The sequence below is a fragment of the Chitinophaga silvisoli genome, assembly GCF_003412465.1.
In the GTDB taxonomy this organism is placed as follows: Bacteria; Bacteroidota; Bacteroidia; order Chitinophagales; family Chitinophagaceae; genus Chitinophaga; species Chitinophaga silvisoli.
Genome location: NZ_QTJV01000006.1, coordinates 337,853 through 353,071 on the forward strand (window position 1 = coordinate 337,853; position 15,219 = coordinate 353,071).

12 protein-coding genes are annotated in these 15,219 nt (G+C 43.1%); 3 read left to right on the top strand and 9 right to left on the bottom strand.

Annotated features, from left to right (window positions below):
- The first annotated feature begins 66 nt into the window (after positions 1-66).
- Positions 67-744, top strand: a complete 678-nt coding sequence (locus tag DXN04_RS16930) for a response regulator transcription factor (protein WP_116854570.1) — start codon at positions 67-69, stop codon at positions 742-744.
- Here the strand turns inward: DXN04_RS16930 and DXN04_RS16935 are convergent, their stop codons facing one another.
- Positions 745-2,259 carry a sigma-54 interaction domain-containing protein gene (locus DXN04_RS16935; protein ID WP_199415070.1) on the bottom strand — a complete coding sequence of 505 codons (1,515 nt, stop codon included), beginning with the start codon at positions 2,257-2,259 and terminating at the stop codon, positions 745-747.
- Positions 2,260-2,770: 511 nt separating this feature from the next.
- Here DXN04_RS16935 and DXN04_RS16940 point away from each other — a divergent pair.
- Positions 2,771-3,748 carry a GNAT family N-acetyltransferase gene (locus tag DXN04_RS16940; protein WP_116854572.1) on the top strand — a complete coding sequence of 326 codons (978 nt, stop codon included), beginning with the start codon at positions 2,771-2,773 and terminating at the stop codon, positions 3,746-3,748.
- 648 nt (positions 3,749-4,396) lie between these two features.
- Here DXN04_RS16940 and DXN04_RS16945 read toward each other — a convergent pair.
- Positions 4,397-5,563, bottom strand: coding sequence for a hypothetical protein (locus DXN04_RS16945; RefSeq protein WP_116854573.1), 1,167 nt, complete (start codon positions 5,561-5,563; stop codon positions 4,397-4,399).
- Between the two features lie 338 nt (positions 5,564-5,901).
- Here DXN04_RS16945 and DXN04_RS16950 point away from each other — a divergent pair, with 338 nt between their 5' ends.
- Entirely contained in the window at positions 5,902-6,132 is a 231-nt protein-coding gene (locus DXN04_RS16950; RefSeq protein WP_116854574.1) for a hypothetical protein, read from the top strand.
- Between the two features lie 75 nt (positions 6,133-6,207).
- Here DXN04_RS16950 and DXN04_RS16955 read toward each other — a convergent pair whose 3' ends face one another.
- The 7 genes from DXN04_RS16955 to DXN04_RS16985 all read right to left on the bottom strand — a co-directional run bounded on the left by DXN04_RS16955 (position 6,208) and on the right by DXN04_RS16985 (position 15,217).
- Positions 6,208-7,212, bottom strand: a complete 1,005-nt coding sequence (locus DXN04_RS16955; protein WP_147319964.1) for a hypothetical protein — start codon at positions 7,210-7,212, stop codon at positions 6,208-6,210.
- Positions 7,213-7,221: 9 nt separating this feature from the next.
- On the bottom strand, positions 7,222-8,565 hold the full coding sequence (locus DXN04_RS16960) for an MBOAT family O-acyltransferase (protein ID WP_233525612.1): 1,344 nt from the start codon (positions 8,563-8,565) through the stop codon (positions 7,222-7,224).
- A gap of 315 nt (positions 8,566-8,880) precedes the next feature.
- The gene (locus DXN04_RS16965; RefSeq protein WP_116854576.1) at positions 8,881-10,473 is read right to left on the bottom strand and encodes a T9SS type B sorting domain-containing protein; all 1,593 of its coding nucleotides are present in this window, start codon (positions 10,471-10,473) and stop codon (positions 8,881-8,883) included.
- Positions 10,474-10,699: 226 nt separating this feature from the next.
- On the bottom strand, positions 10,700-11,830 hold the full coding sequence (locus tag DXN04_RS16970) for a DegT/DnrJ/EryC1/StrS family aminotransferase (protein WP_116854577.1): 1,131 nt from the start codon (positions 11,828-11,830) through the stop codon (positions 10,700-10,702).
- Positions 11,831-11,845: 15 nt separating this feature from the next.
- Positions 11,846-12,445, bottom strand: coding sequence for an acetyltransferase (locus DXN04_RS16975; protein ID WP_233525613.1), 600 nt, complete (start codon positions 12,443-12,445; stop codon positions 11,846-11,848).
- A gap of 12 nt (positions 12,446-12,457) precedes the next feature.
- The gene (locus DXN04_RS16980; RefSeq protein ID WP_116854578.1) at positions 12,458-13,051 is read right to left on the bottom strand and encodes a sugar transferase; all 594 of its coding nucleotides are present in this window, start codon (positions 13,049-13,051) and stop codon (positions 12,458-12,460) included.
- A 27-nt stretch (positions 13,052-13,078) separates the two neighbouring features.
- Entirely contained in the window at positions 13,079-15,217 is a 2,139-nt protein-coding gene (locus DXN04_RS16985; RefSeq protein ID WP_158569059.1) for a discoidin domain-containing protein, read from the bottom strand.
- Between the last annotated feature and the right edge of the window lie 2 nt (positions 15,218-15,219).

The following is a 15,219-nucleotide window of genomic DNA, read 5'->3' on the forward strand; positions in this document are numbered from 1 at the left end:
GAACCATTATTCAGATTCAACAACGATTGTTTATTCTCATAAATCGTATGGGAAAAACCATATACCATGAACGCACCTAACACTGACCCTGGCGTAAATAATGATGTTACCCAGCGAATTCTTTTAGTAACAGGCGATGCAGGCATGACCCGGAAAATCCGGCAATTGCTTAGCCCGCAATACACCCTTCTCTGTACAAATACCATTACGGAAGGTATAGAAATGGCCCATCAACATCATCCCGATGTCATCCTCTGCGACGCTTTGGTACAGGATGCTACAGGTTATCAGTTCCTGATCACACTCAGGAATGATTCGGTGCTAAAGCCAACCCCATTCATTCTTTTTTCCCGTCCGAATATGCAGGCCAATATGCGTAAAGGCATGAATCTGGGAGCAGATGATTACCTCGCCGCGCCTTTTACCGGAGAGGAATTACTCAAAAGTATCCACTCGCGCATCAGCAGGTTTCATCACATCAGAGATACTGCCTATTTTGCAAGAGAAAAAGTAACCCTGCAGGAAGTAAGTACCATTGCCATCAATGACCGGCTGAGTAAAACAGAGGCTAAAATACTAAGCATGATAGCCCGGGGTATGAGTAGCAGGGACATAGCATCGTATAAATGTATCAGTGTCCGTACGGTAGATAATCACCGGCATAACATCACAAAGAAGCTACAACTCTCAGGGCCAAATGCACTGGTGAAATTTGCAATCGGCTATGCAGGAGCAATGAGATAATCAACCCCTCCGCAACACATGCTCCTTCACAATTCCCAACTTCTTCATTCTGGCCTCCAGGGTCGTGGGTTTTATATCCAGCATCGCTGCTGCACCCTGTGGACCTCTGATCTTACCATTGCATTGCCGCAATGCCTGGATGATCGCTATCCGTTCAGATTCCGCCAGTGAAGCCGTACGGGGAGGAGACGTGTCCGACGATGCCGCTACCTGCCGGCGTTGCGGCGGTATGATCATTATATAAGGATCCGTCGCCGCAATCACCGCCCGCTCCACTACGTTCTCCAGTTCTCTGATATTGCCCGGCCAGCTGTAGGCTAACAATGCCGGTATACATGCCGGGTGAATTCCCTTTATCTCCTTTCCATACCGCAACGCCGCATTCGCTGCAAAATGCTGCAGCAACAACGGAATATCATCCTTCCGCTCCCGCAAGGGCGGCAGCATAATCGGAAATACATACAAACGGTAATACAGGTCTTCCCTGAACCGCCCGGCCGCTATTTCACGCTCCAGGTCCCTGTTCGTTGCCGCAATAATGCGTACGTCAACTTTGATCGTATGGTTTCCTCCCAGGCGCTCAATTTCCTTCTCCTGGATCGCACGGAGCAATTTGGCCTGCAATTCCAGCGGCAATTCCCCGATCTCATCTAAGAACAAAGTCCCCTTATCTGCCAGCTCAAACTTTCCGATCCGCCTTTCGAGCGCTCCCGTGAACGCTCCCTTCTCATGCCCGAACAACTCCGATTCAATCAACTGCGCCGGCAAGGCCGCGCAATTCACCTTCACCATCTGTCGATGCCTCCTCGGCGAAGCCTGATGTATCGCCGCGGCAAACAACTCCTTTCCCGTTCCCGTCTCCCCGGTCAATAATACCGTGGCACTTGTCGGCGCTACCTGCGACAATAAATGCAATGCCGGTTGCAAAGCAGCACCTCCTATCATTCCTGTATTATGCACCACCAATGGCAATGCGCCGCTCATTTTTTGCCTGTATTCCTCCGCCAGCTGTAAGAGTAGTACCTGCAAACAGGCAGCGGCAAATAAGCCCGCAGACTCATTAACGATTGTTTGCACCGAAGCCGTAATCGTATCTTTCGTATCTGAGAGTAAACAAAGAAATCCTAAATTTTTCTGCTGGTAAAGTAAGGGTTGAATCAAGGCCTCTTTTACACCATTTTTGAACAAAGTGGTCTGGAAAGCATCTCTACGATCCGGGGCATCCAGCTCCAAAATATTGGAGCCTTTGTTAGAGAAATAGGCAGCGGGTATCCGCTCCGGCAATGCCGGAAACAGGAAAGTATTGTCAGCATGCAACCACCAAAAGGCCACCATGCCATCAGCATCGGCAATGCCGATCAGAATGGAAATAGTGTGCAGATATGGCCTGAGTACCGACTGTATAAACGCCATTAATTCCGCCTCGCTTTTGATCCCTTTTACAGCATCATGGTCCGGTTGATTGCCCGTGTGTCCCTTGGGCAGCAACCATTCTAACAAACCGAATAACTCCATATGCCCAACTTTCGTTAACAGAACGCCTTTCATGCCCAAGGCACAAAAAACCACAACTCCAACATTTTGTGCATGCAGTTGGAGAACTCCAATATTTTGGAGCTAGCATGGCTATGGCAATTACTACATGTAATTGATTCACAGACTATTACTCTAATGGCATAGACCTTGCGTCTTCTTGGATCACTTGGTTGGAAATAGAAAGGAGGAAATCTGAGTGTATTCTCACCTTATGGTTGGTGATGCTGTCATGTCTCTACAATCATGAATGGGGAATAACTCTTCTCCAGTTGGTTTCTCATAGGGATAGTAAGATATTACTATCTAAGGGCTGTTTTACAAAAACAGTACCATAACTGTTGTGCCCACCAGGTGTTTGATTGCCCGGAACCAGCCATTTTGCTAAAACTCATCAACCTTTTTTTTACCCCGTTGTGGATGTAAAAGAGACTTAACGGTTGCTTTTGCTTACTAATTCATTATATGCTTTATTGAAAAATTAGTAGAGATTATGTCTTTTATCAATGTAACCATCTATGACAATTCCCGGTGGGACCGTTACATTCGTAACGCCCATACATTTGACTTTAACCATACCTGGTATTATCATAGTACATTTCCGGGTGAACCTTATTTACTGGTTTATGAAGAACGTAATGACTACATCGCGCTCCCTGTCGTATTAAATACCAGCACCAATGGAACACGTTCTATCAGTGGTTTCGCGGGCCCTGTAGCCAGCAGAAGTTTTGCTGTGCTGGACAATGGTCTGCAGGAGCGTTTTGAAACTGCGTTTTTACAATACCTCAATGAACAGCAGATCTCACAGTCGTCCATCCTGTTGCACCCCGTTATTCATGCGGCATTCAAACCGCTGCGCACGGGGCGCCTGCAACAACATGCCGATTGCCTGCTGGTAGACCTGTCGCTGGATCCCGAAACACAGCAATCACACTATGGCGGGAACTTCGTCAATAACGTGTCGCTGCTCCGGCGAAAGGGATATACGGTAAGGCAGGCAAAGTCGATTTACGATGTAGACACATTTGCAGATATTTATAATAGAAATAGCATGCACCTCCCGTCTGCAAGTGCTCATTTTGATAAAGCCTGGTTCAGACAAATGCTCAGACCCAGCGGGTTTGCCAGTACCTTACTACTGGCCTGCCGGGGTACACAGATTACAGGCGGCATATTACTTACGCTTTGCAATGACATGATGCAATTGCACCTGGCTGCTACACATGAACATTACTTACAACAGGCCCCTTTACACTTGTTGCTCGCGGAAGCAGGAGGATTAGGACGGGCAGCCGGCATGCAGTATTTCCATCTGGGTGGCATGGGCTGCAAAATGGATGTTTTGCTAGCCAGCAAGGCAATCACTTTGGAGACCTATCCTGGATTCAGAACCTGGCATGTAGGCGAACAACAGATTCAGCATGCACTAAACAATGAGTATAGACCACGATTATCAATAGCTGTATAAAGATTTGAATTTGGAAAACCAGGTTGACCAAACTGTTGAATGTGTTTTCATTTTGTAGCCCTCCTTTGGAGGGCAATTTTTTTTGAGGTGTATTGCTCACATATGGGCAAAAAAAAACGGCCAACCATGAATGGAAAGCCGGTCTTTCATCCATTGTTTGTTAACCCCAGCTGTCGAACTTTTCTGTTTTTGTTAGGCAGCTGGGGCTACCCTTGCAATGTTTGTTATGCAATATTAATGCATTACTCGATACGATTTTGTTAACCCTTGGTTAACGAGAAATTATTCTTTTGTTATTTTTGCCATTCGTTTATTTCCATCCCACTTTAATGGGATATTGCAGAGTCCCTTATCCAGCGTCATTTTCACTATACTAGGTCATCACACGTTATCTATACGCATAGACTAAGATATATATACGATTACCCTGGGATACCGGGAAGTACAACTAAATACACACCGTGTTTTCTGCATTTTTTTTGCCGGGAGATCACTGTTTATTAAGCGGTTGACAAATTACGGTACAGTTTGAGTATTTACATGTCATTAACAGGCCTGGTTGATTAACTAAAAGGTTGTCCCATAATTTATTGAGACAACCTTTTTTGATTTACAGGCGATATTGCTGTAATTCATTTAACAGCTCCACTACTTTTTCCCTACTTTATTTTCCAGCGTCTCAATCCGCTTTTGCTGCTCAATCAGGTACAAGGTCAGTTCCTCGACTTTCTGCAACAGGATCTTATTCATCTCACCGACATCTACTCCTTTTTCCGCTACTTCTGCAGCAGATGGAACACCAGGTAAATGCTGATGGGTATCTATATACTTCGATACTTCATTCAAAGATGGTAATTGGTAATCTTTACGAAATACAAAATCTGCCCAACCGGTTTGTGTAATCTGCAATCTCTTCGCTCCAATCGTACCATTTACAGCAAGTTTATAAGTACTTGTAGTCGTGGTACCGATGCCTACATTTCCTGTGGCATCTATGCGCATACGCTCTGTGCCGTTACTTGTCAGGAAAGAAATAAAACCACCGGTTACCCCGGTTCCCTTGTTAAAAACGATACCACTATTCATATAGCCTGCTATCTTATGAACCAACCCGAACATAGGAGCACTATTGGCATTGTTATAGGTACGTACTCCCAGGAACGTACCATCGGATGTACCATTGCCAAATTCCTGTCTGCCAAGCACGCTGGCAATTGTATCATTTATTGTCGTTGCAACATCCAGGGTAGCACGCGGTGTCAGTGAACCTAAGGCCAGGCGGCCTGTCAACGTCGCATTCAGGGTATCGGCCAGAATAACAGTGCCTTTAAACTGGTTTTTATACGCAATGGAAGTAACAGTAGTGGCTGAAGCGGACAGCGAGTCGTCAGTAATGGTCCAGCCCCGGTAATTGGCTAATATATCAGCAGATTGTCCCATAGAGAACGCTCGTAGATGGACCCTTGGTGCATAGGGTTTATCATCGATCCATAATACCACCTTTCCATCTTCATTAGCAATATAAACTGGGGGTGTATATCCTCCACCACTACTGATATTGGAAGAATAAATCCTGTCTCTATAAATATAGTAGCTGATCTTCAGGTCTATTATCTGGGCCGCACCGAATACGTAGCCCTCGAGCATAATAGTTGGCATGTGCGTACCATTCGTAAAGGGCAGGTTGGTTTTAATTTTTAAACCTTTTGTGAGTGTGTAGTTATTATAATAAGCACCCACACTATCAGAATAAATTTGTGCTTTCAGTGAAAATGAAGCAATCACCAGGGACAAACAGAATAGAATTTTCTTCATTGTTATTATTATTAAACAGTATTAATCCGCAAATGTATTTACACCAACATGTGCGGAAATGAAATATTAACTATAGTGCATAGGTTACACCAAAGCACTTTTACAAAACAAGAGGATTCAGGTTGTCCAATAAGTTTTACGGGGAAAATTTAAATCAGGAAATGGGCTAACTTCGATCGGGTTGCAACCATTCATGAGCTGGCGAAATAACTCAAATACTTTAATAATTACAAATTCAATTTTAATGATTATAGTCAGGCGCTGCTGAATAAGTATTAAGCTATTGTTAATCAATATTGTATAGCCTATTTTTTTTTTGCTCAAAACGTGTATGTATATTGAATGAATCATCTCCAAACGCGTCAGGTAGCAGTACTGATTATGCCGCAGATGTATCGAATATAGCCAGGAAGCAATATTTGAACATTGCCAAAAGAAGAACAAAAGCAAAAGAGATACGCAGGGGTATCCCTCAGCAATTACCATATGTTAAGCGGGATTTAAAGTATGTCAACTGGCTGATAGAAACGGACGCTACTTTTAAAGAGACATTAAAATGGAAAGAGTAGGCGTTAATGCATCCCGCAATGCGCTTTCCATGCCTTTTATATGGATTGGTAATTACAATCCATTTAGAGAAAGGCCTACAACCGGCTCAGGGTATCTTTTCGGTTTAGAGCAGAAGTTTGCAGATTTTTATCAATAATATTATTCGCCTGCCCGCTCCATAAAGTTTTTATCTCCCCTATTACCATATTCGTCATAATTCCTGCTCCCTGATCATTTAAATGATACTGGTCAGCATATATGGAAGGATCCCGCATAAAAGCCGGTAACTGACTATTATTAATATATGTCACCTGTTCCTTCGCACAAATATTTTTGACTACCTCCATAGATTTAGGGCAATTGATCATTTTGAGGTATACAGGAGATGTAAGGACAACCAATTTACATCCCACCTGTTTTACGTCCCTAATCAGCGATTTCAGGCAGTTGATCTTTAAAGTGTCCAAAGGTAGTCTGGACTTCGGATTGTCTGCCACGTCCAGCGTTCCTTTATATTCTTTAAAGAGCGGCATGTAGCCCAGTTCTGTCTTCTCTGAAGCAGATGGTCTCAACCTGTCACCAATGATCTTTATAATTGTAGAATTATACTGATAGAGCGATGATTTTACCTTTATCCATTCGTAATCGCTTCTGAGGTTTAGAATTGGCTGCATTTCAGGATGTGCATCGTAATAAGGTGTCAGGAAGGACAATTTAGAATAGTCATTTTCATCTTCCGCAAATTCATCGGTAGTCAGATCCAGGAGTATCAGCTTTGGAGTAGTTCTGGCCAATATACATTTCAGCACCGCATAAGAATAAAAAATCCCCTCCCCATCACGACCAGCATTAAAACAGGTGACATGCAAACTGTCCTGTATCAATGAGGATTTATAATGGTGGCTGGCCCTGGATGATCCCAAAATGAAAACATCGTCCTTGGCTTCATTGACTGCATAGGTGCAGGCTTTAGTAGCACCCCCACTTATTTTCAGGTAATTATATTGCAATACCTTTCCCAATCCCCAATCAAGCAGGATCATCAATCCGATAAACACAACAACTCTTATAATTATAGCTTTCCAGGATGTAGATTGCATGATCTTGGATTAAAATTGAAAGTAGATAAACTGGCCGCCGTCAAAAACGCCAAATAATAAGATGTACACGATCCCCATTGCATAGGAAGCATATTTTACATATACACTTGAATGCTGTAGTAAAGGCACTTCCCGTGATGAATACTCCATATAAAGTTCTACAAGGAATAACAACGTTATACCTGAAAATGCATAAAGCATAGTAAGCACCAGACTCGAATTCAACGCAGGCGGTCCTAATTCTGTAAAGATCTTCTTCACTATCAGAAATGCATCAGTCACGGTATTTGCCCTGAAAAATATCCAGGCAAACGTGACGAGACAAAATGTAGTTACGATCTGTATGATCTTGAAGATGACAGGATTTCTGCTGATCAGGGTCATTCTGTTAAAGGCAACTCTCCATTTCTTTGATACAATTGCAAAGATCAGGTAGAAACCATTTAATGCACCCCAGATGATATAGGTCCAGTTGGCACCATGCCACAGGCCACTTACCACAAATACGATGAAGAGATTGAAATACCATCTTGGAACCGGCACCCTGTTACCGCCTAAAGGAATATACAAATAATCTCTGAACCAGGTTGACAAAGAAATGTGCCAACGCTTCCAGAACATATCAATAGAAGTGGCAAAATAGGGACGTTTAAAATTTGTCATCAGGTTAAATCCCATCACCTGTGCGGCACCGATAGCGATATATGAATAACCTGCAAAATCACAATAAATCTGAATGGCAAAAAAGAAAGAAGCGAGCAGTAACATGGTACCATTGTTCTCAGGTACATTGTTATAAATCGCATTTACAAATATTGCTACCCTGTCTGCAATCACCACCTTCATAACAAGCCCCCACAACATCTTTCTCAAACCATTTTCTATCAGGGTTGCATCAGGCGAATGCTTTTCATAAAACTGATGCAAAATATTCTGTGGCCGCTCAATCGGGCCTGCTACCAACTGTGGGTAAAACATGACATACAATGCATAAATGCCCAAATGCCGTTCTGCCTTTTGATTGCCTCTGTACACTTCAATGGTATAACTCATTGCCTGAAATGTATGGAAGGACAATCCTATCGGCAGGATCATATTTAGTAAGGGTAAACCATGTGCAGTAATATGCAGCTGATTTAGCAGCTCATTGATATTGTTCGTGAAAAAATTGTAGTATTTGAATACAGCCAATACACCAACATTTGCAATGATACTGGTGGTTAGAAAAAGTTTCCGCCTGCTCCCCTTCGAATTTTCTATTGCAATACCTGCATAATAGTCAATCAGGATGGTGAAGAAAAGTATGAGAATGTAAACAGGAATGAATGCTGCATAAAAAATACAGCTGGACAATAATAGATGGAACCATCTAAACTTATGTGGTAATAAAAAATAAATTATTGTAACAAGTGGAAAAAAGATCAGAAACTGAAAGGAGTTAAAAAGCATAAAGGAGCTTTTGGTACAGTTTAAAAAATCCCAAATAGTCATCATAATATTGGGGCAAGGCAAAAATATATATTTTGACCTATTCCGCCAAAACTTCTGCCAGCCTATAGATCACTGATCTTTTTTACTATGATTCCGATCGGTCATTTTCCAATTGAACCTATAATGCCTATTATCACCTCATCCATCACCAGATTTCGCCATCAACACGGTCCAAACTCACCTCACCATCACCAAAGTTCCGGTCTGCTTCCTATCCTGCCCATGACTGTCCGTATAAGTGACCATATATACATAATGCCCTGCCGGCATCATATTTCCTTTAAACATACCATCCCAGCCTCGTTCAGGATCTTTCGTTTCAAAGATCATTTCTCCCCATCGGCCATATACAGCCATTCGAAATTCTTTCACATCGTCATGGACCACGGCCCGGAAAATATCATTTTTACCATCTCCATTTGGGCTAAAAGCTGTAGGGAGGTATAAAGCACAACCCCGGGTTTCCCTTGAAATTTCTGCTTCTCCTTCGACCATGCAATAATTGCCGTCTGTAACCCTGATCCGGTATTTCCCATCATTGAGGCCGGTAAATATGCTATCTGACTGTTCTGATCCGGCCCCGATGATGCTATAAACATAATTAGGCGTACCTCCCTGTACAGTAAGGGCGATTGAGCCATTCTGTACTGTATTGCAGGCGATATTTCTGGCAGTGACGTTTAGGATCTTCAGCTCATCGGGCGCTGTTATCTTCAGCTTATTTACTACTACATTGCAATTTGCAGCATCCTTTATCTTCACATTGTATGAACCCGCCGGCAGCGAAGTGAAAATGGAAGAAGAGCTATAACTGGCGCCCCCGTCAATACTAAATGCATACGGAGATACCCCGCCGGATGCAGTTAAATAAATAGCCCCGTTATCAGAATTGTAACAACTGTTATTCACCAGCGATGCTTTCACCTGTACTTCATATTCCCCGATGACCACTTTCTGCTCTGCACTGGTACCGTTTGCACTGGTCACCCTTACCGTATACCAGCCAGGTGCCAGGTGCGACACTGTAGAATCGCTAAAATTGCCAGGGATCCAACGATAAGTATAAGGCCCTTCCCCGGCCTTTACCCTCACTGCAGCGGTACCATTGTTTGAGTTCTTGCAGGGTTTGCTGACTGATACTTCTATCTGAGGCACTTCCCTGATAGACTCCGACAAATTATCCAGCAACATGGCCGAATATTTAGATGAATCACAGGTACCTGTGATATACGGACTGAACAACAGATAATCGCAATCCACCTTCGGCCGGATCGTTATCTCTTTTCGCTGCCAGCCGGTATTATAAAATTCACCGGAGAGCCACAAAGTGTCATCTTTACTATTGAAGCCGTTACCCCCATAGATACCCAGTGAGCCCGCGCAGATCCTTGTGTAATAAATGGGAGGATAAGCAATGTCAAAGCTAAAGGTATAAATCTTACCTGCTTTCAATGGAGAGGAAAGCTTCTGACCAAACGTCTCATCCCAGCTATCGTCATGCATGGCACCTACATAGGTGTTCCCATCTGAAGCCAATTTATCCACTCTATTATAACAAGGTTGGGTATCCGGCGATTTACTGCCAATCACCCATTCCGCTGGCATTATCGCCAGGCCAGCTGTACCTTCGAATGACGGATTACGTATCGGTATATCCTGTGCTGATAAGGTTTTGCATAAACAACAGATAATGGATAAAATAATTAAAGCACGATGTAATAGAAAATACACTTTACAGACAGATGCTGTGCTCTGAATCAGTGTTATCATAGGATAATTAAAATAGTTGTTCCTTCAATTAATGGATTCACCCCATTAAAAGGATATAGTTTTCATAGGACTAAAAAATACAACCTAAATATATAGCAATATTTTAATTATAAAAATATTAAATATTAAATAGTTTAAAAAATAACGACTTGTTAACTTAACATAAGTAAAAGAGGGCGCTTTCATCCAATGAAGCGCCCTCTTTTATTTTCCTTATAAACTGAATTTAATCGAACAAATTGCGAATGATCTTTGCAACGCGCTCAAGGTCAGCCCGCATTAAATTGGAACCACTTGGCAAACACAGGCCTGTATTAAACAGTTCTTCAGAGACTCCATTTACATAAGCCGGAGCACCGGCGAATACTGGTTGTAAATGCATGGGTTTCCATAAAGGCCTGGATTCAATATTATCTGCTTCCAGTGCAAGTCTGATGTTTTCCCTGGTCACACCCTTGCTGATAGCAGGATCAATTACCAGGGTAGTCAGCCAGAAATTGCTGAAGGAGCCAGGTACTTCTTCCAGGAATTTAATTCCTGGCAACTGACCCAGGGTTTGGGTGTAAAAAGATTTATTGCTTCTGCGTTGTTCTACGCGTTCATGCAATACTTTTAACTGACCCCGACCGATACCTGCACAGATATTGCTCATCCGGTAGTTATATCCTACATGGCTATGTTGGTAATGGGGGGCATTGTCCCTGGCCTGGGTAGCAAGAAAACGAGCCTGTCTGACAGCTGCCTCATCATTGCTGATCAGGGCTCCGCCACCACTTGTAGTAATAATCTTGTTACCATTAAAGCTAAGGATACCATAATCGCCAAATGCACCACAGGCAGTTCCTTTATAGGAAGAGCCCAATGCTTCGGCAGCGTCTTCGATCAGTGTGATCTCATATTTGCGTGCTATGGCCACAATCTCCTCCATCTTTGCAGGCATACCATACAGGTGTACTACGATAATGGCTTTGGGTTTCTTTCCTTTTTTAATCCGGTCAATAATAACTTCTTCCAGCAGATCAGGATCCATATTCCAGGTATCCTTTTCGCTGTCCACAAAAACTGGTAATGCCCCTACATACATAATAGGATTGGCCGATGCAGAGAATGTCATACTTTGACAGATCACTTCATCTTCCCTGCCCACGCCTGCCAGGATCAAGGCCAGGTGTAAGGCAGAAGTACCTGAAGACAATGCAGCTACATGCTTTACGCCGGTAACGTTCGACAGTTCCGCTTCGAATCCGTCTACATTAGGCCCCAGGGGCGCAATCCAGTTAGCAGCGAAAGCTTCATTTACAAAGGTCAGCTCCTCTCCTCCCATATGTGGAGATGACAGCCAGATTTTTGTGTTCATTATTTCTGATTATAATTATTTTCTTGTCATTGTACTTCCCGGGTTGCCTACTATCACTGCATGGTCCGGCACATTCCTGATCACTACGGTACCTGCACCTATCGTGGCCCATTTACCTACCAGGATACCAGGTTTAATCACAGCTCCGGCACCGATATGAGTGCCTTCACCGACTGATATGCCACCACACAATGCTACGTTAGGTGAAATATGTACATAGTCTTCTATCATGCAATCATGATCTACAGATGCATTGGTATTGATGATGCAATGGCGGCCGATCACGGTATCAGCATTGATCGTTACCCCGCCCATCACAACTGTACCATTGCCTACCTTTGCCCTGCCTGATAAGATCGCTTTGGGATGGATGCCTTTCACAAAAGGTACATCCAGCTGTTCTGCGATCTTCCTGCGGATATGATTATTTCCGAGGGCGATCAGCATGCCGGTGATCTTGCTGTTCCAATCACTTGTATACCGGTTTACAGGATATTCCCATAATGAATGAACAGCGGGATTGTCGTCGAACAGGCCGGCGACTTTGGTACCCTGTTCCTCCAGGATTTCCAGGATCACTTTTGCATGTCCGCTGGCACCGTACAAATAGATCATTGGTTTTTTAATTTAATTGCCCGTGAATTTTTCTGCTGTAGCAACATTGGCTGCACTGATCCCCTCCGACTTTGCCACTTTAGCAAAGGTGAGGTACAGAATCTTTAAATCCAAACCGGCACTGATATGATCTACATAATAGACATCGTAGGTAAATTTCTGTTGCCAGCTGATGGCGTTGCGGCCATTTACCTGTGCCCACCCGGTAATACCGGGCCTTACATCGTGCCTCCTGGCTTGTTCTACATTGTATAAGGGCAGGTATTCAGGCAAAAGAGGCCGTGGCCCTATCAGACTCATATCCCCTATTATTACGTTCAGGAGCTGTGGCAACTCATCCAGTGATGTTTTTCTTACAAACTTTCCAACAGGCGTTAAGCGTGCTGCATCCGGCAACAAGTTTCCTGCTGCATCCTTTTTATCGTTCATGGTTTTGTACTTCAACACCTTAAAAATCTTCCCGTTCTTTCCAGGGCGTCGCTGTAAGAAAAAGGGAGTACCACCATTGAAAATGGCCAATAGCATGGTCATGACGATAAATACAGGGAATAATACTACGAAAGCGATTGTCGCAACTATCAAATCAATCAATCGCTTTACATACATACTATAAAATTTGCCGGACATATATTTTTATTCTGATAAGGCCATTATTATCTTTTCTCTTGCTGCATCTGCCTGTGATGCATCGCCAGGTGCATCTACCACTGACGCTGCTAATGCTTTGGCTTTTGCTGCACCTACTTTCTTCGCGTACAACTGCAGGAGTTCATAATCTTCAACTCCCATCATAAAACCTTCCCAGCGGCGGGAAGATACGATGTTATTACCATCTACATATACTACTGCGTAATTTGTGGATGCTGCAAAGTAACGCGTTTTGAGTATGTCTTTGAAAGATGGATCTTTTGAATCGGCATAAGCCCAGAATCCAACACCGGTATATCCATTTGAAAAAGCTTTCCATGACATCAGTCTGTAATAGTTATACGGACTCAGTAGTTCTGCGTTTCCTTTTGTTGCATACATCCAGTATTTATCAGGAACCGGCGTTACTGCGGACATGACATCCTCATGTATCTGCATGATATCCATATACTGATTTAACTGTCCGATCTTGTCTTTTGAAAGCTTTCCGACTGTCATATATAGTTTTACACCGGGTATTGCGGATTTTGCCCATTTAGAGAATGCCAGCAGTTTATCAGCATTTTCTTCTGCAATTTCATCATATGGGTACAAATAAACATTTTGCATATTCCATCCACTCTGTGTGATAATTTTACTCAGGTTCTGGAACCATGTTTTAAAATCTGCTTTCCAGGCATCCGACATAAAATCGTTCTTCTTACAATAAGCCAGGTTTTCCTGTGACAAAAAGTTCATGTTTAACAACAGGATTCTTGGCTTGTAATTACCAAAAGCAGATAAATACTGGCTCAGACCGGACCCGGAAGTATGTGCAAGGTCACCCAAAGCAGCTGCAGGAATTGCTGCGTTATTTATATGGTGTTCATATAAATCCTTTACAGCTGCAGCCTTCCTGGTGTTTAGCATCGGATAATTCAAATATGCCCATACGCTTGTATTTAAAGCAAACTTACTTTCTTCAAACCTGATATTCGCTACAGACAAACTTATTGTTATTGTCTGACTGGATTTGCCATCACTTACAGTTATTGTGTTTTTGCCATTACCCACCACTTTGCCCGTCATTTTTGCCAGGAATAATCTTGACTCTCCCGGATCCAGGTTCAGTTGTGTATCTGCTACCTGCAATGGATCGGCAGTTTGCTGATAGTTCATATGAGAGGTGAGGAATGGAACCGTATAAATAGCCAGGGAGCCAGTATGCTGATCACCTTTTGCATCAATGGTGTAATTTGCTTTGCTCTGACTTAGATTGGTTACAATAAAGCCTACATAAGAATGTCCATTGATCACCGTTCTGACGATCATATTATCTGAAGAACGTTTCACAGGCTTATAAACTGCAGTCAGTGCATCCCATGCGTTGAAGAAATTCACAGTAAAATCAGTACCCAGCTGCTGTTTTAGCTGCATTGCAAAATCAACACCTGATGCTACTTTATTATTTTTTCCAACCGGTCCTATTGCCGCCTGGTACTGCAGGTTCTTTGCAGCCATGGCCTTGCTGGATGCATCTTTATGTAGCAGGTCGTCAACCTGGTCATCCACCGGGGTATTGCTGAAAGCCATTTTTGCCGGTGCCCCGCCACCTGTATTAAAGACCTGGATTTCATCACAAAACAACAGCACTCCCTGTACAATAGCCACCAACTTTACATAACGGGCACGTACGGTACCCGTTTTCAAAATGAAGTTGTGCACATTATAGTCTCCCGCCACATTATCCGGACTGGCTACCACGTCGCCAATATACTGATAAGACGACTTATCATCAGAAACAAATACAAATACATTTGTCGGATAATATGCCTGTGCAACTTCTCTCCTACCGGTATTAAATGTTACCTGGTTAAAATCAACTGATTTTCCCAGATCGATCTCTATTGCTACCTTATTTACCTTAATCCAGCCAGCTGTCTGCTTATTATTCCAGAAGTAGCCTGAAGTAAAAACCCCATTGGTCAACACAGTTCTGTCGTTCCCGGGAGCTGTGTTCGGATAGTTAGGCGGCACACTCAATGTGTACGGCCTGTTCAGAGCCAGATCCTTTTGTCCGTTAGCCACATTGCAAGCGCCTACGGCAATCATCACAATGGAAAAAAATAGTCTAATCTTTTTCATCC

Excerpts from the sequence above, each read along its gene's own strand:
- DXN04_RS16965 (WP_116854576.1), bottom strand. The coding sequence starts at position 10,473 with ATGATAACACTGATTCAGAGCACAGCATCTGTCTGTAAAGTGTATTTT.
- DXN04_RS16935 (WP_199415070.1), bottom strand. The coding sequence starts at position 2,259 with ATGGAGTTATTCGGTTTGTTAGAATGGTTGCTGCCCAAGGGACACACG.
- DXN04_RS16980 (WP_116854578.1), bottom strand. The coding sequence starts at position 13,051 with ATGTATGTAAAGCGATTGATTGATTTGATAGTTGCGACAATCGCTTTC.
- DXN04_RS16970 (WP_116854577.1), bottom strand. The coding sequence starts at position 11,830 with ATGAACACAAAAATCTGGCTGTCATCTCCACATATGGGAGGAGAGGAG.
- DXN04_RS16955 (WP_147319964.1), bottom strand. The coding sequence starts at position 7,212 with ATGCAATCTACATCCTGGAAAGCTATAATTATAAGAGTTGTTGTGTTT.
- DXN04_RS16930 (WP_116854570.1), top strand. The coding sequence starts at position 67 with ATGAACGCACCTAACACTGACCCTGGCGTAAATAATGATGTTACCCAG.
- DXN04_RS16985 (WP_158569059.1), bottom strand. The coding sequence starts at position 15,217 with ATGAAAAAGATTAGACTATTTTTTTCCATTGTGATGATTGCCGTAGGC.
- DXN04_RS16945 (WP_116854573.1), bottom strand. The coding sequence starts at position 5,563 with ATGAAGAAAATTCTATTCTGTTTGTCCCTGGTGATTGCTTCATTTTCA.
- DXN04_RS16940 (WP_116854572.1), top strand. The coding sequence starts at position 2,771 with ATGTCTTTTATCAATGTAACCATCTATGACAATTCCCGGTGGGACCGT.
- DXN04_RS16975 (WP_233525613.1), bottom strand. The coding sequence starts at position 12,445 with ATGATCTATTTGTACGGTGCCAGCGGACATGCAAAAGTGATCCTGGAA.